The following is a 21,269-nucleotide window of genomic DNA, read 5'->3' as shown; positions in this document are numbered from 1 at the left end:
TTTCAAGCCCTGCGACGTGCGCGCCCCCCACCTCCGCCCGCGCCCGTCTGTCGCGCACTTTGACGGCAGGCACCATCCGCGCCTACCATCGCTCCCCGAGCATGCCGCTCCTGCGCTCCCAAGACGTCGATCTCCGCGACCTCGCGCGCGGCGCGCCCCCGCTTGCAGACGCGTGGGGCAGCCCCACCGGCGCACGCCTCGCCAGGCTGCTCGGCGTGGGCGGCATGTCGAGCGTGTTCCTCGCCGAGGTCGATCCGACAAGACGTTCGAGCGCGCTCTCGCCGCTCTGTCCGCCCCGCATCGCCGTGAAGGTCATGAAGCCGGCCATGGTGTCGGACCTCATGCAAGAGGGGATCTTCGCAGGGCAGCTCGCGCAGCGCGAAGCCACGGCCCTCAGCCGCATCATGGACCGCACGCCGCCCACCGAGTTCGTCGTGGGCTTCTACGGGATGGGCGAGGCGCCCGTCGACGTGCGCGGGCGGACCGTAAAACTGCCTTGGCTCGCGCTCGAGTACGTCGACGGCGGGCCCGATGGATCGTCGCTCGCCGATCGCATCACGCGCGCGCCCGACGGATGTGATCCGATCCGCGCGCTGCGCCTCTGCCGCGGCATCGTCGAGGGCGTGCTCGCGCTCCACGACGAGGGCATCATCCACCGCGATCTCAAGCCCGACAACGTGCTCATCGTCGGGCCCGTCGGCGACGAGACGCCGAAGATCGCCGACTGCGGCATCGCCCGTGTCGCCGACGCGACGTACACGATCGCCGCGCTCACGCGCGAGTACGCAGGCTCCGAGCAGTGGCTCTCGCGCCCCGGCGAGAAGAATCCGCTCATCGGCCCGTGGACCGATGTGCACGCGCTCGCCGCCGTCGTGTGGTTCGTCCTCGGAGGCGAGCACTGGTGCCGCGGGCCCTGGGACAACGGCTTTCTCGTGACCGGCGAGCGCCGATCGCTCGTGACCGCGCCGCGCTTGCATCCGGGCTTCGCCGCCGATCGCGCGACGCTCGCCGAGCTCGATCGTGTGCTCGGCAAAGCCGCCTCGCCGGCCTTGCCCGATCCCTTGCGAAACGAGGAGGCCGCGCGCGCGCTCGCCCCGCGTGAGGCGCCTTCGCGGTTCGACTCCGCACGCGCCTTCGCCGATGCGCTCTTGCCCCTGCTCGAAGCGGCCGCCGCGCGCTGGAAGGCCCGCGCCGCGCGCGAGGACCGCGCGACGACCGCGTTCCGCACGACGCAGGCGCTCGCGAGCCCCGCCGTGACGCTCGAGCCGACCGCGGAGATCGTCGAGCTTCTGCCCGTCGAGATCAAAGGCGTGATGCTGCCGCCGCTCAGGCCCGGCAACGTCGCGTTCCAGCCCGACGGCCGCGCGCTCGTGCGCTTCGGTGGGCGGCTGATGTACCTCTGGGGCCCACGCGCGTTGCCCATCCCCATCGGGCCCAAGGACGCGTCGGTCGTCGCGGCGACGACGTTCGTGGTGCGCGGCCCGCACGCGGGCTTTGCGCTCGTCGGCCCGTCGCATGTGCGGCTCGTGCGGCCGGGTCAGATCGTCCCGCTCGTGCTCCCTCCGCGCGAGACGCCGATCGAAGCGGCACTCGGGGATGGGCAGACGTTCGCCGTCGTCACGGCAGCCGTGGAGGGCGACGAGGACAGCTTGCCCGAGCTCTGGCTCTGGAACGACGAGGGCTGGTCCGCGCCCGTCGCGCTCCCGCTGTCGGGTCACGTGCTCGCTCTGTCCTCGGGTCCTTACGGCATGCTCGTCGTGGGCGCGAACGCGAGGGGCACGCGCGGGCGCGCGCTGTTCGCGAGTTACGACGGACAGACGACGGTGTACGCGACGGGCGTGCAGGACAAACCCGCGCTGTACACGGCGCTCTGCAGCGGCGAGCGGCTCTCGTGGGCCGCGGGCGAGGGCTTCGTGCTCGGCCTGGATCGAGGCGCGGTGATCCCCGAGGAGGTCGAGGCCAAGGATCGGCCCGTGGCGATGGCGCTCGATCCGGTGGGCCTGCCGTGGATCGTGACGATGTCCTCGGTGATGCGTCGGCAAGCAGGCTCGACGTCGCCGGTGTGGCGGACGTACTACGAAAAGGACCCGGGGGCGCCGCCCCTCGTCGGCATCACGTTCACGCACGAAGGGGCGCGTGTCATGGACGCGCGTGGTGGCGGGGCGAACCTCGTGCCGCGGGACATCGGCAGCTGGCAAAGCACGTCCGCGGTGCTCGATCAGAGCTAGGCGCGCCCGATCGCTTGACCACCAACGAAACCTGTGGCTCGACTGCAGGGCATGAAGCGCGCCCTCGCCGTCCCTGCCGCCCTCCTCGCGCTCTGCCTCGCGTCCGAGGCGCACGCTGATTACGAAGTCTGGCTCTGGTCCGAGAACCGCGTGCCGATCGTCCGCGCGGACAAGCCGACGTTCCCCCGCATCGACCTCCGCGTGTACGCCGAGTCGCGCCTGAACGGTCGAAGCGGCGGCCTGCACCAGTCGTTCCTGCGGACGGGCCCCCTGTTTTTCCTGACCGACTTCCTGTTCATCGGCGTCCAGGGGACGATCTACGCCGATCGCCTGGCCACGGGCGCATTCGCGCAGGAGGCGCGTTTCGAGTTCGAGCCGAACTTTTTTGGTCGTATCGGCGATTTCACGTGGAACGACCGGAACCGGTTCGAGGCGAGGTTCCGCGATACGGAGACGAGGTACCGGTATCGCAATCAGCTCCGGATCAACTACGCGCCGAAGGGCGCGAAATGGCTGCCGTTCGTCTGGGACGAGGTGCTCGTGGATCTCTCGGGGCTCGGTCTGAACCAAAACCGCGCGCTGATCGGCCTCGCGCGAATGCTCTCGCCCCAAACGCGCCTCGACGCAGGCTTCATGCTCCGGAGCCGGGAGGATGCTTCGGGGTGGACCCACGACCGGGTCTTTTTCATGTCGCTTTTCTTCGACGTGCCGCCGCCGGCGAAGTGACGCCCGCAATTCCAGCTTTGACGCGATTCTCTCGGAATCGTTCGGCCCGCTAACCGCCGGTCTGCCTCTTGCATTCGTGTACCTCGGGAGAGGTATCACGTATGCTGGCACTCACGTACCATGGTCCAAAGCGGGTTCGCGTCGAGGAAAATCCCGAGCCGCGGATCGAGCATCCGAACGACATCGTTCTTCGGGTGACACGCGCGACGATCTGCGGCTCCGATTTGCACCTGTACAACGGCTACATCCCCGACACGCGCGTCGGCACGATCTTCGGCCATGAGTTCACCGGCGTCGTCGAGGAGGTCGGCCCCTCGGTCGCGAGCCTCTCGCGCGGCGATCGTGTGGTCGTGCCCTTCAACATCGCCTGCGGCACGTGTTTCTTCTGCCAGCGCGAGCGGACCTCGCTTTGCGACAACACGAATCCGCTGACGAAGGTCGTGGGCGGCGTGTTCGGGTATTCCCACACGACCGGCGGCTACCAGGGCGGACAGGCCGAACTCGTGCGGGTCCCGTTCGCCGACGTCGGGCCGATGAAGATCCCGAACGACCTCTCCGACGAGGATGTGCTGTTTCTTTCGGATATCCTCCCCACCGGATACCAGGCTGCGGAAATGGGCGACATCACGCCCGAGGACACCGTGGCCGTCTTCGGCTGCGGGCCCGTTGGGCTCTTCACGCAAAGGAGCGCGTGGATCCTTGGCGCGCGCAGGGTCATCGCCATCGACTCCATCGATGACCGCCTCGCGTTCGCCCGGACGTACAATGCGGTGGAGACCATCAATTTCAAGGAGCACCCCGACGTCGTTTCGCGGCTGCTCGAAATGACGGAGGGTCGTGGCCCGGACGTGTGCATCGAAGCCGTCGGCCTCGAAGCCAAAGGGTCCCTTTTGCACGGCGTCCTGGGCAAAGCGCTCCGCGTCCAGGCCGGATCGCCCGTGGCCCTGAACTGGGCGATCCAGGCGGTGCGGCGCGGCGGCAGGGTCTCCATCATCGGCGTCTACGGGCCGCCGTGGAACCTCGTGGACGTGGGCAGCGCGATGAACAAAGGCCTGACGATCAAAGCAGGTCAATGCGACGTCAAGCGCTACATGCCCCGCCTCGTCGAGCACATCCGGCAGGGCCGCATCGACCCGAAGGCGCTCATCAGCCATCGCGTGCCGCTCGAGGAGGCCGCCGAGATGTATCGCCTCTTCAATGCCCGCAAGGACGGGGTCCTCAAGGTGGCGCTCATTCCGCCAGGGACCAAGTGACTTTCCAGAAGGGAGGCGAAGATGCAAAGGAAGGAACATCGACCGAATGACCTGCCCTTTTGGGGCGCCGACCGCGACCTGATGGACAGGCCGGGCGTACCGCGCGAGACGTCACCGCGCCCGATGGGCAACGCGCACTGGATCCAGCCCGAACAGCAGCCTCTCGACGAGGCGGCGCGGACGCGGCCGGAGATGGAGACGACCCGCACGACGCCCGTCTTCAGCACGGCGCTGCCGCCGCGTGGTCTCTCGGGCAGGCTGCGCCTCATTGCGTATGCGATTCCCGACCATCGCGTGAGCCACTGGATGCTCCGCATCGCCGCCGATCGGGTGGACGTGGTGCAGGACCTCTTCCGGCGCACGCGCACCTAGCTCGATCCCGCGTCAGCTCCATTTGACACGCCGCCCTGGCCTCGTGACAATGTCCGCCCTGGCATGTCGAGCGCCCTGCCCGAAGCCGTCCGTCGGCTGACCGATCTCCCCGATGCCGAGCGGCGCATCGGGGCGTTCTGGCTCGTACGGCAACTCGGTCGCGGCGGCTTCGCGCCGGTTTGGCTGGCCGAAGAGACCGCGGGCACGACGAAGCTAAGGCTCTCGGCGGTCAAGCTCTTTTCGCTCGACGCGGGCGGCGAGGCGGGCCGGCAAGCGATCATCGACGAGGCCGCCCGGCTCTGCCGCGTCGAGCACCCGAACGTCGTGCGCTTCTACCAGCTCCCCGTCGACGAGACGCGCGGCGTGATCGGCCTCGCGATGGAGTACGTCGCGGGCGAGTCGCTCGGCGAGCGGCTGCGCGACAAGCAGACGCTGTCCGTGCGCGAGACGATCGACGCCGGCATCGCGATCGCCTCGGCGCTCGTCGCGGTCCACGGCGCCGGGCTCGTGCACCGCGACATCTCGCCCGCGAACGTGGTCGTCGACGCCGCCCTGCTCGGCACGCCCGCGGCGTACAAGCTGATCGATTTCGGCATCTCGGCCGCGTCGACCGCCACGCCAGGACAAACCATTCCCTCGATGCGATCGAAGATCCCGAGCGCGCCGAGTACGCCGCGAGATCGCCCGAGTGATCGAGGCTTTCGCTCGCCGCTCGAAGCGATCGGGGGAAAACGCGGGTTCGTCGATCCAGTCTGCTGGCGTGCTCTCTCGCCCGCGACGAGCGCGAGTGATCTCTATGCGCTCGGCGCGGTGCTCTTCGTTTGCCTCGTCGGTCGGACGCCCGCGGCGGGCCGGGGCTCGCTCGACGAGGACGTCCTCCACGGGCGAAAAGAGCCGCCGCGCCTCGCCGAGCTCGTGTCGGAACTCCCGGCCTCGCTCGGCGATCTCGTCGACGCGCTGCTCGCCCCCGAGCCGGAGGGGCGGCCTCGATCCGCCGAGATCGTGGCCATCGAGCTCGAACGCATTCGCAGCGCGCTCGTCGGGCGAAGGCGCGCGCTGCCGCCGGAAGAGGACGGCCCATTCCGTGGCCTCGAGCGGTTCGAGAAGGAGCACCGCGACGTGTTCTTCGGCCGCAGGGTCGAGGTCGCGGCGGCGCTCGAAGTCTTGCGCACGCGTGGCCTCGCGGCGCTGCTCGGCCCGAGCGGGAGCGGCAAATCGAGCCTCGCGCGCGCCGGCATCCTGCCCGCGATCGCCGACGGCGCGCTCGGCGGTCCGCGGCAATGGGAGACCGTTTTGATCTCGCCCGGCACCGATCCGCGGCAGGTCCTCACGACGGCGCTCTTTCACATGGGCCTCGATCCGAAGCGCTCGCCCGAAGAGGCGGCCGCGCGCGTCGAGGCGTGGCTCTCGCAGAGCAAGCGCGGGCTCGTGCTGCTCGTCGATCAGCTCGAAGAGATCGCCACGCTCGCGCAGGGCCCCGGCGGAAAGAGCCAGACGTGGACGCTCGATCTGCTCGCGCGGCTCGGCGAGCGTCCCTGGCCGGGGCTTCGCGTCGTGGTGACTGCGCGGCGCGATTTGCTCGATCCGATCCTCGCGCACGAGCAGGTGGGCCGCGTGATCACGCGCGGCGCGGTGCTCGTCTCGCCGCTCGGATCGGCCGCGTGGGGCGAGGTCATCGACGCGGCGTTCGAGAGCTACGGCTACACGTTCGAGGATCCGCGGCTGCGCAAGGAGCTGCTCGAAGCGCTGGAGACGACGGCCGGATCGATGCCGCTCGTCGAGTTCGCGCTGCGCGAGCTCTGGCACAGCCGCGATCGCGCGAGGAAGCTCATCACGCGATCGTCGCTCCGCGCGATCGAGTTCTCCGGGGCGCTCTCGCGGCACGCGAACGAGACCATGGATCGCGCGGTGAAGGAGGCGGGCACCGAGCGCATGGTGCAGCGCATCCTGCTCTCGCTGACGACGCCCGCAGGAGCGCGCATGACGCGGCGGATCGGAGAGCTCGTGCGCGAGCTCGGCCCCGCAGCGCGCGCGGTCGTGCAGGTCTTCGCGGAGGCGCGGCTCGTCCTGCGCGAGACCGAGCGGCGCAAGGACGGCGAGGTCGAGCTCGTGACGCTCGCCCACGAGGCGCTGCTCGTGCACTGGGGGAAGCTCCGGGACTGGGTCGCGAGCGAGCGAGAGGAGCGCCTCGTCATCGAGGATTTCGAGGAGGCCGCGAAGGTTTGGGAGGAAAAACCCGACCCCGAGCTCCTCTGGCGAAGGCGCCGCCTGCTTCTGCTCGAAGAGATCCTGCGGGCGCGGCAGATGCGCCTCGAAGGCGCGGCAAAACGGTTTTACGCGGCCAGCGTCGCGGCGGCGCAGCGGAGCCGGATCATCGGGGGCGTGGTGGGGATCCTGGCCGGCGCCATCGCGCTCGGGGCGGGGACGGTGTACGTCGACCTCGAGGCCCAGCGCGCGCAGGCCGAGGCGGACACGGCCATGGCGAAGGCCGAGGCGGCGCTCGCGCTCGCGCGCGAGGCGAAGGCGCAGGCCGACCGGGAGCGCGCCGTCTCGGGGCAAAAGGAGGCCGAGAAGCGCGAGGCCGAGGCGAAGGCGGCGCTGACGGCGCTGAAGCTCGTGCAGGGCTCGCTCACGCCCCAGACGAAGGCGTCGCCCTCCGAGCCGAAGGAGCCCACGGCGCTCGATTCGAGCGTCGTCCGCCAGCTCGACGAGTACCTCGTCAAGCAGGAGCGCGACAACGCGAAGCTGCCCGAGCCGCTCGAAGACCTCCTGCGCGAGACCGAGCACATCCCGCCGCCCGTCGTCGAACCCGGGCTCACGGGGCCGGTGACGGCATTGCCGCAGCCGCGCGGCGGGCCCGTGGCGCGGTCCGTGGTGCTCGGCGAGGCGTACTCCAAGCTCTCGCAGGCGAAGGTGGTCGCGGCCTCCTGCAAGCGCGAGGACGAGGAGCAGCCGAAGGGCAACGGCAAGGTCGCGCTCGTCCTCGATCCGAAGGGGACGGTCTCGGCCGTCTCGCTCGACGAGCGTTTCGTGGGGACGAAGGTCGGGGCGTGCGTGGATCGCGCGTTCCGGCAGGTAATCGTACAGCCATTCGAGGGAAAGCCGCTCACGGTCATATGGTCGTTCGCCATTCCGTGATACGATCGATGGCATGAATCATCGACTTGCTTTTGTTTCGATCGCGACCGTTTCCCTGGTGTTCACCGCGTGTGGTCTCGGGAGTTATCAGCCGCCCACGGGGAACGGGGGCGAAGGGGGAGAGGGCACGAGCGTGGGGGGCGCCGGCGGCACCGGCGGCGAGGGAGGCGGGGCGGTCACCTCGAGCAGCGTCGGCGGTGGTGCGGGGAGCGGCGGCCACGGCGGCGGCGGCACGGGCGGCAATGGGGGGTCGGGGGGGAATTGCAACGATCAGACGCCGCCCGTCTGCTTGAAAGACTGCATGCCTAACATGCTGACGAACGCCGAATGCATCGGCGGCGCGTGGGTGTGCCCCCCGGGCTCGGCCGAGGCGAGCACATGCCCGATGCAGTCCGGTTGCTGCACGACGCCGTCGGAATGCCCGGCGATGTTCACCTGCGTCAACAAGGTGTGCAAGGAGCCGGTGCTCCCCGGGCAATGCTGGACCAACGGGGAATGCACGGAAGCAGAGGTTTGCGAAGGCGCCATCGTCTGCGCCTGCGGGGACACGTGCTTCACGCCGGATACGCCGGGCAAGTGTGTGCCGGCTTGACAACCATGGCCCCGACGCTCACGTGACCGCGCGGTCCCGGAGCCACGCGGCGATCAGATCTTCGAGCCCGCTCGGCCGGCGCATATCGCGGGTCGGTCCCGCAACGCAATTTCATGGTATCATCGGGGGCATGAACCATCGACTTGGCTTCGTTTCGATCGCGTTCGTTTCCTTGATGTTCACGGCTTGCGGGCTCGGGGGTTATCGGCCGCCCTCGGGGAACGGGGGTGAAGGGGGTGACGGGGAAGGCGGCAGTGCGGGGAGCGGCGGGAGCGGCGGGGGTGGCGGTCACGGCGGCGTGGGTGGCGTCGGCGGCGGCCACGCCAGCGGCGGCATGGGCGGTTTCGGGGGCGGGAGCGGCGGAGACGGCGGCACGGGCGGCGTGTCCGTCCCGTGTGGCGCCATTGGGCCGACGTGCAGACCAACCTGCCAATCCGCGGAGACCGTGCCCGCCGTCTGCATGAGCGGGACGTGGGAGTGCCCCGAGGGCTCGGTTGATGCTGCGACATGCCCGGGCTTGGACGAATGCTGCGAGTCGTTTTCGGATTGCCCGCTCACGACCACGTGCGTCATGAACCGCTGCAAGGAGAAGCTGGTGCTGCCGAAGTGCTGGTCCGACGCGGATTGCCTGGGGGGCACATGCGACGGCGCGAGTGTCTGCCCGTGCAACCAGATGTGCTTCAACCCGGACACGCCGGGAACGTGCGTCCCCAAATGAACCGAAGGGCCCCGCGTCAAGCCCCCGCGCGATCACGGAGCCACGCGACGACCTGATCTTCGAGCCCGCCCGACCCGGGAAAACCGAGGTCGACGCGGGCCGGAAAACCGACGTGCCCGCCGCGATCGATCCACCGCACCTCGAGCGGCGGGCGGGCGCCGGAGAGAATGGGCAGGAGCGTGTGGGCCGGGACCATGGGGTCGTGCGCGGCGGCCACGACGAGCGAGGGGACGGCGAGCGTCGCGAGGCGCGGCGCGACGCTCGACTCCCCGTAATAATGGTCCGCGCCGCGGAAGCCGAAGCGCGGGGCCACGATGTGCTCGTCCCAGTCACGGATCGTGGCAATGCGGCGCGCCTCCGCGAGCGGCAAAGGCACGGGGCGGCGGCCGGCGACCTCGGCGTAAATCTCCTTGATGGCCGAGAGGACGTGGCGTCGATACACGAGCCGCGCGGGCTCGTCGATGGCGCGCGCGCCGACGAAGAGGTCGAGCGGAGGGCATACCGCGGCGACGGCGCGGACGCGGGGGTCGAGTGATTCGGTGGCGGCGCGGAGGACGATGTGCCCGCCGAGCGAGTATCCGAGGAGGAGAATGCGCGAATAGCGGCCGAGCTCCGGGCTCGCGAGGGTCGCGTGGAGGTCCTGGGTGATGGCCGCGTGATAGATGTCCTCGCCCGTGCGGTCGGAGCCACGCAGGTTGACGCGCAGGCTCGCGATTCCGGCGGCCTCGGCGGCGGCGGCGGCCGAGAGTACGTAATGGCTGCGGACGTCCCCCCCGAGGCCGTGGACGACGACGAGCAGCGTATCCGACGCCGCGTGGTGCAATCGGCCCGAGAGGCGGACCTCGCCGTATTTCGTGTCCGGGACCGTCAGCCGAAAGGGAACGGAAGCCGAAATGCGGCGCGGCGCGACCGTGTGCCGCGCGACCGGCGCGACGGTGAACCAGTGGCCGAGGAACGAAAATACCCGGTTTTTCCCGTCAACCATACCATTCACGAGATCGCGACCTCCTCGCCGGCGCGATGGCAGCGCTTCCTCCCGTCGGGGCCGAAGACGTAGACGCCGTCCCCCGCGCCGACGCTCACGGCCCGGCGTGGCGAGAGGTCGAGCAGGAGGAGCGAGCGCTGGTTCAGGCCGACGCACGCGTGGTGGCGGAACCTTCGCGCGAGGTAGGCGAGGTTGTCGCGGTCGTCCGTTTGAATGCGCTCCATGCAATGGGGGAAGATCTGGATGTCCTGCACGATGCCGAGGCCGCGGTCGTAGAGCTGGAAATCGCGTGGGGTCTCGGCGAAATCGTCGTACACGATGACGCGCTCGCAGAGGACCATGGCGCCCGCGGAGACGGCGACGATCTGCGCGCCGCGGCGCAGAGCCTCGACGAAGACGTCGCGCAGGCGGAAGAAGCGGAGCGCGCCGAGCAAAAGATCGAGGCGGCCGCCGAAGAGGAAGATGTTGCTCGAGGAGAGGATGCGCGCTTCGAGCCGCTCTTTCGCGGCGCGGAACGCCGGGTGGTAGAGGGCGCCGGCGGCGTCGAAGGCGCGGCGCTCGATATCACCGAAGAGCTCGAAGAGGTGGTCGTCGTTCGATTCGAGCGTGTGGAAGGCGCGCCGGAGCTCGCGCGCGAGGGCGTGGCGGGCGAGCGCGCGCGGGCCCGTGGGATGCGTCATGTCGGCGAGCAGGCTCTGGAGATCGGTATCGGGCGCCTCGGATTTCGCCTCGCGCAGGGTGCGGCGGAAGAGGTCGATCGTGTGCGCGTTGTGCTCGAGGTAAAACCTGCGCGCGGTGGCCTCGGCGCGGCGCAGCTCGCGGAACGCCTCGGCGAGCTCGGGCGCCTCGGCGAGGACTCCGTCGAGCTCGGTCAGCAAGGAGAGGTTCTCGTGGGCGCGATCGAAGCCGTCCTCGAAGACGGAGGGAAAGCCCGCGGCGTTGAGGGCCCGCTTGACGTGCGCCTCGTCGTACTCGTGCTCGGCCCAGCCGGCCGTGACGAGCAGGGTGCGGCGCGCGGCGGCGACCGCCGGATCCTTGTGCCGCGACGTCGCGAGGAATGGAGCCGCGGCCCGGACGAGCCATTCGTCGGACTCGGCATTGCCGTTGAAGAGGATGGCGCCGCGCATGCGGGGCGGAGTGTACACGAAGGCGGCGGCAAGGCGAAGGAGGTCGCGACCGCGCGCGGAGCGGGATGGATGGGCGGCGCCCGGCCCGGTCGCCCGCGTGTTCGAGCGCGGCCGGGTCACGCTCCTTGCAGGCCGTCTGGGTGCCGGAAAGAAGGGAATGACCATGCGAACTCTGCTCACGTTGTTGCTCGTCGTCCTGCTCGTTCCTCCCCCATTCCAAACGGCCGCCTGCCCAGCTCCACCACCCGCGCGCGCCGAGGCTGTCGCGGGCGAGGTGCTGTCCGCGGTCCGCTCGAAATACCCGGCTTCGAGCGCCCTCTGCTACTGGCGCGACGCGACGCTCCTGTGGGGCGTGGAGAAGGTGTATGCGACGAATCCGGCGGCCCGGGGGGCGTGGCTCGAATATCTGCAGTCGAGCCTGGATACGGCCATCGGCGAGGATGGGTCGTTCGAGCCGCTCTTGCCAGACGTCGATTTCATCGCCTGCGGGCTCAACTTGCTCTTCCTGTACGAGGAGACCGGCGAAGCCCGGTATCTCGCGGCGGCGAAGAGCATCCACGACTACATGCAGCGGACCTTTCGGCGGGCCGAGGACGGGAGCATTTCACATATTTCTTCCTTACTGGAAGGGTACCAGGGCTCGGTGGAGCTCTGGGTCGACTCGGATTTCCTGCTCCTCACGTTCCTCGCGCGGCTCGGGGAGGCCACGGGTGACGAAGCCATCATCAACGAGGCCGCGCGACAAACGGTCCTGCATATCCAGCACCTCATGGATCCTCGGACCGGCCTGCACGCACACGGCTGGGCGGAGCGGAGCGCCGAGGGAACACTGCCCGCGTGGGCCGATCCGAGCACCGGGCGGAGCCCTGTCTTCTGGGGACGCGGCCATGGCTGGGTCATGGCCGGGCTCTCCGAGGTGCTCCTTCACCTGCCAGAGAGCCACCCTTCCTATTCCTTCATTCTGGAGAGCTACCGGCGAACGGCCGCGGCGCTGCTCGCCGAACGAAGACCCTCCGGCCTCTGGATGACGGTCCTCGGGGCGGAGGGGCTCGAAGGGAATGTCGAAGAGACGTCGGCCTCCTCGCTCATCGCCTATGGAATGGGCGTGGGCGCTCGCATGGGTTGGCTTCCCGAATCACAATATGCGTGCGTCGCGACGGAGACGCTCTCCGCGCTCCTGCCGCGCTGGCAAAACCCCGATCTCTCGCTCGTGAGCACTGGCACCGTCGTGGCCGCGGACCCGGCGAGGTACGTGGTGCGGTTCGATCCGAGGACGAAATACGGCGAGGGAGCATTCCTCGCGTTGCTCTCGTTGTCCCTCGGCCCGCGCTGACGTAATCATCGTATCGACCTACGCGCCGGGGCGCTCAAGGCCCGACCCATACGCCGTTCAGCATGACGCGGCGGACGTCGCGCATGGCGGCGAGGTCCTCGCCGGGATTGCCGCCGACGAGGATCAAATCGGCGATTTTGCCGGGTTCGAGGCTCCCCAGCCGGTCCTGGACACGAAAGAATCTCGCGTTCTCCAGGGTGGCGGCCGAGAGGACCTCGCCCCGCGAGAGGCCGGCCTCGTGCAGGAGCTCCAATTCGCGGACGTACGCGTCTCCGCGCTCGGCGTGAGGCACGTCGGAATGGGAGCCGACCACGATCCGGACGCCGGCGCCGTGCGCGCGGCGGACGAAGCCGAGCATGTTGGTGAAGGCGCGGACCTCGGCGTCATTGCTGCCCCGATCGCCCGGTCGGCGCTCGAAAATGGCGAGCGTAGGCGTGAAGAACGTGCCCTCGGAGACGAGCAGGTCGAGGATCGCCCGGACGCTCGGGGAATCCAGGTCGACGTTGCTCCAGAGCGCATAACGAGCCGGGCCGCGGGCGGCGTTGTCCGCGAGGACAGCCTGCCGGAAAGCCTCGGCCTCGCGGAGCGGCACGATCGCGGTGCCGAACGAAGTGACGTGCTCGACGCCGTCGAGCCCGGCGCGCACGGCGTCCCCCGCGTCCACGATTTCGAGGTGCGCCGTCGTGATGAGGCCCCGCTCGTGGGCAGCCTCGTTGACGGCACGGATGCTGCCGAGGGGCAATCGATAATAGATTTTGATGGCCGACGCGCCCTGATCCGCGAGGCGATGGACGGCCGCGCGCGCCTCGGCCGGATCGAGGACGAGGAGCGCGTCCTTCGGGTGCGCGGGCGGCGGCGCGTCGAGGTGGGGTCCGGTCAAAAAGAGACGCGGAATCGGGGCGGAGGAAGAGCGCACCGGATCATACGCCTCGATCCATGCGCCTGGGTCGCGCAGGGACGTCACGCCGCGCTGGAGGAAGAGGGACGGCAGGGGGATGTCGCCGTCGAGGTGGAAATGGGCGTCGATGAGGCCGGGCAAAACGGATTGTCCCGTCGCATCGACGATCTCCGCGCCCGCAGGGATTTCCACGGCGCCGTGCGGACCGACGGCGAGGATTCGTCCTTCGCGGACGACGACCACCGCGTCGGGCACGGGCGGCGCGCCGCGTCCATCGAAGAGCGTCGCGCCCGTGATGGCCAGGGTTCGGCCACGAGGGGCCTCGGTGAAGCGATTCACTTCCCGCGCGGGCGGCAGGAAATCCATCCGTCCACCGATATCGTGTTGCGCGATCGCCGGGGTTCCGACGCAACCGCCCGCGACGGCGGTGATGCACAACATCCTGGCAATCCGGGGCATCGTGGACCTCCTGGGCAAACGCGCCACGATAGCGCGCCCGCCCAGGAAATCTAAGCCCGCACGGCGGCCCCGCGAGCCCACCGTCCGCGCTTTACGCTGCGAGCGCGAGCACGGCTTCCTTGAAATGCCGAGCGAGCCGCTCGCCGGCAGGAGCATCGGGGAGGCCCAGGGTCGAGACGAGCTCGGGGTCATTTCCAGCCCGCGCCTCGGCCGCCACGATTTCGAGCGTATTCCGCCGCGCGGCTTCCACCCTCTCCCGCGCGGCGGCGTCGAGCCGCGGGCGAATCCATTCGTCGATGGCCCACGCGAGCGAGGCGTGCCGGGCCTCGTCGAGCGCGATGCGGTGCATGGCGCGACGGACGGCAGGATCCTTGGCGGCGCGCGCTTGCCACATGCCGACGAGCACGCCGAAGGTCTCGCGCACGCAGCCCTCGACGGCATTGTCGAGCGCGATGGCCTCGAGCGAGCGCGGGGCTTGCTTTGCGACACTCGGGGCACGGAATTGCCCGCCGTGACGCGACGCGAGCCTGCGCATCACCCGCGCGTGCCGGACCTCGTCGCGTCGCGCGATATCGGCGCGCTCGATGAGCGCGCGCGGCGCGCCGTGATGGACGAGCTCCGCGGCGAGGGCCTCGAACGCGTCGACGCTCGCGGCTTCGAGATGCGCCACGCTCGCGAGATACGCGCCCACGCGCGTCGAGCCGCGGGCCTTGCGGCGCGCGAGCCCCGCGGGACGCCGGCCAATGCAGGCGCCGGACTCCGATTCGATGACCTCGGAGTCGATTTCCTGGACGTTCCCGTCGGCATTGATGTCGAGGAGGTACAGCTCGCGCTCGATCGGATCGCAGATCTCGGTGTATCGCGTGCCGAGCACGTCGAAGCCGGAGCCCGAGGCCCGGACGCCGCCCTCGTCCGTGTTGTTGCAGATGATTTGATACTCCGCGAGCTCAGCGGCGAGCACGGCCTCGCCGGCCGTATCGATGGGTCGGATCAAGGCGAGGACGGCCTCCTTCGTATCGAGGACCTTCACCTCGTCGCCCTTGTTCGTGACCAGGATGTGGCGCGGGCAAAAATCGACGCACTGGCCGATGCGAAAACCTTGGGCCGACGTGGCGGCGGCGATCGCGGCCTCGCACATGGCGACGTTGCTCGCGGAGCCGCACTTGTCCCCGAAGGTCGTGACCACGCGCGGCTCATCCGACCCTCCCTCGCCGATGTTGATGAGCTCCATGTAATCGAGCTCCTCGGCGGTCCGCAAATCGGAGAGGTGACGATCGTTGCCGCACGTGATCGCGGTGAAGCCGTCGGTGTCGATCCCGCAAGCGACGGCGGCGGGCGCGATCGAAAGAGAAAGGACGTGACGCAGAATTCTGCCGACTCGATTGGACCTGGCCATGAGCACCTCGACCCCCGGCACGGCAAGGGCCGTTCCAGCCGGAGAAACGCGGCTTTTCGCGAGGGCGGCCGAAAACTCCCTGGCACCCTTGCCGCTCCATGGCGCGCATCCCTGGCACAGAATGGCAACAGGGACAAAATCGTGCTCACGGGACGAAAATTCGCCGCAAGCACGGGGCGATATCGGTTCGAGCGCGAGGACTCGACGGCCCGATCGTCGGGACGAAAGGCCGGACACGTGCAAAAATTACCAATGTTCGTGTGAGGACGCCATGATGACGCCTCGGGTTGTGCCTTTCTCCTGTCTCTGTTAAAGCCGATCCCATGATCGGGGACATACACCGTCATCTCGGTGGGGTGTTCGAGGGGTGCCCGGATCCACTGTTGCTCGTCGAGGGCGACGTGGTGGTGGCGCAAAATGAAGCGGCCCGCGCAGAGCTTGGCGAGGCATCGTCGCTGCTCGCGCTCTTCGACGCGGCGGATCGGAGCGTCGTGTCGTCGGCCTGCGCGGCCGTGGCGGGCGGGCAATCGACAAAATCGACGTTTTCGGCGCGCTCCGCGGCGGGCACGGCGAAACGCTGGACCGCATGGTCGGTCGGGAACGGTGGGGTATGCGTCCGGATGGACGGCCCCGCGGAGCCCCGCACGGACATTCCAGCGCCGCTCGCTCCCCTCCTCACGAAAGACGAGCCTGTCCCGCTTCGGAGCGTGCTCCTCGGCAAGATCTTCGATCGATTCGAGGGGATCCTCTGGGCGATCGCCAAGGATGGGACGATCCTGGTCTCGGAAGGCAAGGGGCTGGCCCACTTCGGAATCGCGCCGGGCGCGCTCGTCGGTATGAATGCGCTCCAGATCTATCCACCCGGATCGACTGCCCGGGAGGAGACCGAGCGCGCCCTCGCAGGGGAGGAGCTCTACTCGGACAGCATCGAGGGCATGTCCTACTGGATACGTCGTCTCACGCCCGTGCGAGACGCAGCCGGCGACATCACCTCGATCGTTGGATTCTCGCTTCGCGCCAACGAGAACACGGAAGAGACCTTCCAGGCCAAGGCCTTGATCCGCGCGCTCTCGGAGCTGCCCCTCGCGATCTGGGCCATGGACGCGGACGGGACGTGCAAGATGTCCCTGGGAAATGGCCTCAAGGATCTCGGCCTCAAGCCCGGCGAGCTCGTCGGGAAAAACCTCTATGAGCTCTACAGCGGCCGCGAGGATTTCCAGGCGGACATGAAGCGGGCGTTCTCCGGGGAGCAGTTCGTCTCCGAGATATCGCATGTCACGTCGCACTGGCGCAACACGATCATCCCGGTGCGTGACACGTTCGGCGACCGCGTGGTGCGTATCTACTCGGTGGCCGAGAACGTGACCGACCGCGTGGAGTACCAGCGGCGGCTCGAAGAGCATCTCGCGCTGATCCAATCGCAAAAGCAGGCCATCGTCGGTTTGTCGAGCCCGATCATCGAGGTCTGGCAGGGCGTGCTCGTGGTGCCGCTCATCGGCTCGATCGATCAGGCCCGCGCGAGCATCCTGCTCGAACGGCTGCTCACGGAGGTCGTCAGCCGGCAATCGAGCGCGGTGATTCTGGACCTGACGGGCGTGGACACGGTCGACGCGGAGGCGGCGCAGCACCTCTCGAACGTGATGCGCAGCGTGGAGCTCGTCGGCGCGACCGGGCTGCTCTCGGGGATCCGGCCGAGCGTGGCGAAGACGATGGTGGACCTCGGCGTCGACATGCAATCACGCCGCACCTACCCGACGCTGGCTGAGGCCCTGCGAAAGTTGATCGGCGCGCGCAAGCGCTGACGGTTTCTCAGCGGCCCTCGCCATGCATCTCCAGCACGGCTCTCTCATGTAATTTCTTCATGAATGCATTTCGGTCCGGCGCGAGGACGAGCTCCCGGAGGTCGGCCTTTCCGACGAGCAGAACGAGGTAATCGTCCCGGCGCTCGCCGTGCAGATCGCTGCGCAGGGGCGCGGAAAAACCGCCCGGCGCAATGAAAAGGCCGAGGCGCGAGCGATTGAACTTGCGCGAGAGCTTCCACAAGAAGCTCCGGATCTCCGTGGCGCCGGCGGGCCGCGTCCAGTTCTTGCATTCGGCGAGGATGTACGAGGTGCGTTCGTTCACCCAGAAGGGATCGGTGGATTCGTTGCGAATGACGAGGTCGATCTCCTCCTCCTCGTTGCGGCGCCGAGCCGAGGCGTGGCGAAAGCCAGGGATCGTCTTGAAGACGAGGACCATCAGGTCTTCGAGCAGCTTGCCCTTGCGGTTCGGATCCGTCTCGCTCTCGGCCGCGGCCCAGGTGTCGCGAATCGCCGCCTCGGCCTCGTCCGAGGAAAGCTCGCCGAAATGGTGCGCCCGCACGGCCTCGAGCGCATTGCGAAGTTTTGCGAGCAAGAGGACGCGAAAGATCGGGCCTTTTTCGAGGTAATCGTAGGCGCCGTCCTGAAAGGCCCGCGTGACCGCGGCCTCCGTGGCATACCCCGTGACGAGGATGGTCTTCGCGAGCGGCGCGCGTCGGGAAACCTCGGAGACGAGGTCGAGGCCGGTGTCCGGGCCCGTCTTGCCGTCGAGCTTCTGATCGACGAGCACGACGTCCCAGCCGCCCTGATCGAGCCGCACGAGCGCTTTTTCGATCTCGTCCGCAGTCTCGACGAGATATCCCTCGGCGCCGAGCCGCGCGCGATAGAGCTGCAAAAAGCTCGGATCGTCGTCGATGATCAAGATGCGGCCCATCGGTCTCACGCGGCGCTCCTTCCGGCATCCACGGGCAGGCGGAGGACGAATCGAGCGCCGCCGAGCGGGCTCTCCTCGCAATGCGCCTCGCCGCCGAGCTCCGCGCGCGCGACCTCGCGCACGAGCGCAAGCCCCTGCCCCGTCCCCCCGGGACGCAAGGAAAACCCGGGCGCAAAAATCGCCTTGCGATACTCGGGCGGGACGCCCGGGCCGTCGTCGTCGACGGTGACGACGATGGCGCCGCCTCCGTCGAGCGCGGCGGCCACACGAATCTCGGCCGGACGGTCGTCGCGGGCGCGCGCCGCATTGCGGAGCAAATCGACGATGGCCAGGACGAACCGATCGCGGCGGCCACGAACATGCGGGAGGAAGCGGGGCCGGTCGAAAAAAGCCACGCGGCCGAGCTCCTCGGCGAGGGCGGCGAGCGCGTCCTCGATGGCCGCCGCGATGTCGAAAGGTTCGGGCGGAGGGCCGGCGCGCTCGACGACCTGCGCCATTTCGGTCATGAACCGGAAGATGCGATCGACGCCGCCCGTGATGGTGGCGCCGTGCCGATCGACGAGCGTGCCGCGGCCGTCGCGCTGGAGCGAGGCGAAGAGGTCATCGATGGCCTCGCGCACGGGGACCAGGGCATTGCGAATCTCGTGCGCGACCATGCGCGCGTGTCGGGTCATGGCGAATGCAGCGCTCTCGCGCTGGATCAATGCGGTGGCGGCGCGAATGCGGCCGAGGACGGCGGCCGTCTCATCTTGAATGAGCGCGCCCGCGAGGAGGACCATCGGCGTATCGCCCGAGGCGACCTCTGCAAGCAGCTCGGCGCCATTTTCGGTGAGCTCGTAGGTGGTGAGCGCCTCCTCGGCCTCGTCCTCGAACGAAAGGAGGCCGAGCGCGGCGAGGCGATCGAGCGATTGCGGATGCGCGGCCACTTCGCTGCCATACCAGAAGACGCGGAGCCTGCGGGCCGCGACGAGGCGCGCCGCGGCCCCGCGCGACAATCGCCAAGGATCCGAAGGCCCGCGCGATTGCGCGACCTCGACGGCGAGCAGCCAGCGGACGGCATCACGCTCGGGCAAGCCGAGGACGAGCCGGCCAATGGGCGTGAGGAGCGTCTCGCTCTCGGCGCGCCGCAATGCGCGCACTTCGAGCGCATACCGCTCGGGCCAGAGGTTCGGGGTGCGCTCGGGGCGCTGGATGGAAAAAAGGACCTCGCTGGAGAGGCGATCGAGCTCGCGATCGCGGATGCGCGAGCCGGCCGAGTCGGACAAACCGAGCCGGCGGCGGAGGGCGACATCGACGAGCGCATGCAGCTCCGTAGCATTCGCGCCGAACGCGAGGCCGCCTTCCAGCAATCGCTGCATTTCCTGGACGAACGCCCCGAGCTTGTCGGACCAGACGTCGTGCAAACGCTCGATTTTCTCCTCGGGCTCGCCGCGCGCTTCCAGGGCTTCGAGCGCGTCGAGCAGCGTCTTTCGATGCGCGCCGAGGCCCGAGAGCGCCCACGAGGAGCCCTCCGGGCGGTCGAGACAGCGGCGCACGTCGTCGAGGAAAGACACGCCGGAAGGTGATGCCGGGCGCCCGGGTTTGTCAAGTCCGATGCGGGGTTTGTCCGCGGCCCGCGTTTGTCCCCGGCGTTTGTGCCCGGCGCGAGGCGTTATCGCGAGAGGAGCACCACGCCGCCGAGCACCGCCGCGCATACCGTCTCGGCGCGGAGCGTGAGCGGGCCGAACGAGACGCGCGAGAGGCCGGCCGAGGTGCACGCCTCGATCTCGGCCGGCGACAAACCCCCCTCGGGGCCCACGACGAACGCGAGCTCGACCTCCTGGCCGAGGCGCCGAATCGCCGGACCGAGCGGCGCGTCGGCCACGGGATCCAGGCAGAAACCATGGACGCCCTCACCCGAGGCGAAGAGCTGCACGGCCTCGATGAGCTCCATCGGCGACGAGATCGCCGGCGCGTCGCCGCGCCCACATTGCCGCGCGGCCTCGACCGCGATGCGGCGCCACCGCGCAGCGCGGCCGTCTGCGGGGCGGCCCACGGATCGCTCGGCGACGATCGGGACCACGCGGCTCGCGCCGAGCTCGGTCGCGTCACGGACGATCGCGTCGAACTTGTCGCTCTTGCACGTGGCCTGGAGGAGCGTCACGCGGCGCGCGGGCAGGAACGTGGCCGCGCGGGGCTCCTCGACGACGACGGAGACGCTCGCACGATCGATCGCGGTGATCTCGGCGTCGGCCTCGATCGCGCGATCGGGATCGAAGAGCACCACGCGATCGCCGAGGCGCTTGCGATGGACGCGCGCGACGTAGCGGGAGGCGTCCTCGTCGAGGATCGAAGACCCCGCCTCGACGCGGGCGACGGGGACACGCAGCGGGCCCCTCATGACGCAGCGAACGCGATCGCGACCCAGTCGTCGCCCGTGCCGTCACCGCGGCGTCGCGTCTCGAGGTAGCGCAGCGGGCGCGCGAGCGAGGTGTACCGCGCGACGATCTCGTCGTGCTCGGCCGCGAGGATGCCCGAGAGGATCAGAAGCCCCGAAGGAGCAACCGCGCGCGTCAAATCCTCCGCGATCGGACGCAGCACGCGCGTCTCGATGTTCGCGAGCACCACGGGGAACGTTTCCGTCACGTGCTCGATCGTCTGCTCGCGAACGACGACGCGATCGGCGAGGCCGTTGCGCTCGGCGTTCTCGCGCACGACGTCGATGACCTCGGGGTCGTTGTCGATCGCGAGCGCGCTCGCGGCGCCGTAGATCAGCGCGACGAGCGCGAGGATCCCGCTGCCCGTGCCGACGTCGAGCACACGCACGCCGGGCAGCGAGCTCTTACGATCGTGAAGCATCTCGGCGACGAGCGCGGTCGTCGCATGCAGGCCCGTGCCGAAGGCGCGGCCCGGTTCGAGCTCGAGCACGTGCTCGTCCGCGCGCTTCTTCTCGTAGGCGACCCAAGGCGGCACGACGACGATGTCGGACGTGAACTGGAACGGCTCGAAGTGCTGCTTCCAGGCGTCGCGCCAGGCGTCGCCCACGATCTCCTCGATGCGCGGCGCGAGCGAGGGGTCCTCCTCGACGAGCGCCGCGATCGCCTGGTCGGCTTCTTCGCGCGTGGAGAAACTCGCGACGAGGGTCACCTTGCCGGAGCCCGCGCCTTTCGCGAGCGTCTGCTCGTCGCGCTCCTCGACGCCCATGGCGCCGAGATCGAAGAGGTGTGCGCCGAGCTCTTCGGCTCGATCACGAGGGACGTCGACGGCGACGAACGGATAAACGGGCTCGGTCATTTTGAAGACGAGGTTTTGGCGCGGATCGGGCCTTCGGG

General features: G+C 69.1%; 17 protein-coding genes. 9 read left to right on the top strand and 8 right to left on the bottom strand.

Going from position 1 to position 21,269, the window contains the following annotated elements; all coding sequences use genetic code 11:
• Window positions 1-101 precede the first annotated feature (101 nt).
• From KEG57_RS11210 to KEG57_RS11180, 7 genes are all read left to right on the top strand, one after another.
• Window positions 102-2,228: a protein kinase domain-containing protein gene (locus tag KEG57_RS11210; protein ID WP_272419721.1), complete on the top strand. Its 2,127-nt coding sequence runs from the start codon at window positions 102-104 to the stop codon at window positions 2,226-2,228.
• 51 nt (window positions 2,229-2,279) lie between these two features.
• Complete coding sequence (locus KEG57_RS11205; protein WP_272419720.1) at window positions 2,280-2,954, top strand: DUF2490 domain-containing protein; 675 nt, start codon at window positions 2,280-2,282, stop codon at window positions 2,952-2,954.
• A 101-nt stretch (window positions 2,955-3,055) separates the two neighbouring features.
• Window positions 3,056-4,207 carry a zinc-dependent alcohol dehydrogenase gene (locus tag KEG57_RS11200; RefSeq protein WP_272419719.1) on the top strand — a complete coding sequence of 384 codons (1,152 nt, stop codon included), beginning with the start codon at window positions 3,056-3,058 and terminating at the stop codon, window positions 4,205-4,207.
• Window positions 4,208-4,228: 21 nt separating this feature from the next.
• The gene (locus KEG57_RS11195) at window positions 4,229-4,579 is read left to right on the top strand and encodes a hypothetical protein (protein WP_272419718.1); all 351 of its coding nucleotides are present in this window, start codon (window positions 4,229-4,231) and stop codon (window positions 4,577-4,579) included.
• Window positions 4,580-4,642: 63 nt separating this feature from the next.
• Window positions 4,643-7,717, top strand: coding sequence for a serine/threonine-protein kinase (locus KEG57_RS11190; protein WP_272419717.1), 3,075 nt, complete (start codon window positions 4,643-4,645; stop codon window positions 7,715-7,717).
• 13 nt (window positions 7,718-7,730) lie between these two features.
• Window positions 7,731-8,309: a hypothetical protein gene (locus KEG57_RS11185; protein ID WP_272419716.1), complete on the top strand. Its 579-nt coding sequence runs from the start codon at window positions 7,731-7,733 to the stop codon at window positions 8,307-8,309.
• A gap of 130 nt (window positions 8,310-8,439) precedes the next feature.
• Window positions 8,440-9,027 carry a hypothetical protein gene (locus KEG57_RS11180; RefSeq protein WP_272419715.1) on the top strand — a complete coding sequence of 196 codons (588 nt, stop codon included), beginning with the start codon at window positions 8,440-8,442 and terminating at the stop codon, window positions 9,025-9,027.
• 16 nt (window positions 9,028-9,043) lie between these two features.
• On the opposite strand, the gene KEG57_RS11175 is transcribed toward KEG57_RS11180, so the two are convergent.
• Both KEG57_RS11175 and KEG57_RS11170 read right to left on the bottom strand, forming a co-directional pair.
• The gene (locus tag KEG57_RS11175; protein WP_272419738.1) at window positions 9,044-10,012 is read right to left on the bottom strand and encodes an alpha/beta fold hydrolase; all 969 of its coding nucleotides are present in this window, start codon (window positions 10,010-10,012) and stop codon (window positions 9,044-9,046) included.
• Window positions 10,013-10,017: 5 nt separating this feature from the next.
• Window positions 10,018-11,139 carry a Type 1 glutamine amidotransferase-like domain-containing protein gene (locus tag KEG57_RS11170; RefSeq protein WP_272419714.1) on the bottom strand — a complete coding sequence of 374 codons (1,122 nt, stop codon included), beginning with the start codon at window positions 11,137-11,139 and terminating at the stop codon, window positions 10,018-10,020.
• Window positions 11,140-11,302: 163 nt separating this feature from the next.
• Between KEG57_RS11170 and KEG57_RS11165 the strand changes: the two genes are divergently transcribed.
• The gene (locus KEG57_RS11165; RefSeq protein WP_272419713.1) at window positions 11,303-12,472 is read left to right on the top strand and encodes a glycoside hydrolase family 88 protein; all 1,170 of its coding nucleotides are present in this window, start codon (window positions 11,303-11,305) and stop codon (window positions 12,470-12,472) included.
• Window positions 12,473-12,506: 34 nt separating this feature from the next.
• Here KEG57_RS11165 and KEG57_RS11160 read toward each other — a convergent pair whose 3' ends face one another.
• Entirely contained in the window at window positions 12,507-13,829 is a 1,323-nt protein-coding gene (locus KEG57_RS11160) for an amidohydrolase family protein (RefSeq protein WP_272458444.1), read from the bottom strand.
• Between the two features lie 91 nt (window positions 13,830-13,920).
• The gene (locus KEG57_RS11155) at window positions 13,921-15,225 is read right to left on the bottom strand and encodes a ferritin-like domain-containing protein (RefSeq protein ID WP_272458443.1); all 1,305 of its coding nucleotides are present in this window, start codon (window positions 15,223-15,225) and stop codon (window positions 13,921-13,923) included.
• 323 nt (window positions 15,226-15,548) lie between these two features.
• Here KEG57_RS11155 and KEG57_RS11150 point away from each other — a divergent pair, with 323 nt between their 5' ends.
• The gene (locus tag KEG57_RS11150) at window positions 15,549-17,027 is read left to right on the top strand and encodes an STAS domain-containing protein (RefSeq protein WP_272419710.1); all 1,479 of its coding nucleotides are present in this window, start codon (window positions 15,549-15,551) and stop codon (window positions 17,025-17,027) included.
• Window positions 17,028-17,034: 7 nt separating this feature from the next.
• Here the strand turns inward: KEG57_RS11150 and KEG57_RS11145 are convergent, their stop codons facing one another.
• From KEG57_RS11145 to KEG57_RS11130, 4 genes are all read right to left on the bottom strand, one after another.
• Entirely contained in the window at window positions 17,035-17,958 is a 924-nt protein-coding gene (locus KEG57_RS11145; RefSeq protein ID WP_272419737.1) for a response regulator, read from the bottom strand.
• A gap of 5 nt (window positions 17,959-17,963) precedes the next feature.
• Window positions 17,964-19,511, bottom strand: a complete 1,548-nt coding sequence (locus KEG57_RS55560) for a sensor histidine kinase (RefSeq protein WP_272419709.1) — start codon at window positions 19,509-19,511, stop codon at window positions 17,964-17,966.
• Between the two features lie 98 nt (window positions 19,512-19,609).
• Complete coding sequence (locus tag KEG57_RS11135; protein WP_272419708.1) at window positions 19,610-20,338, bottom strand: RsmE family RNA methyltransferase; 729 nt, start codon at window positions 20,336-20,338, stop codon at window positions 19,610-19,612.
• Window positions 20,335-21,231, bottom strand: a complete 897-nt coding sequence (locus KEG57_RS11130) for a 50S ribosomal protein L11 methyltransferase (RefSeq protein ID WP_272419707.1) — start codon at window positions 21,229-21,231, stop codon at window positions 20,335-20,337. Before KEG57_RS11130 ends, KEG57_RS11135 begins: the two co-directional genes overlap by 4 nt.
• Between the last annotated feature and the right edge of the window lie 38 nt (window positions 21,232-21,269).

This window comes from Polyangium jinanense (assembly GCF_028435365.1).
This window is presented reverse-complemented; position numbering and strand designations above follow the sequence as displayed.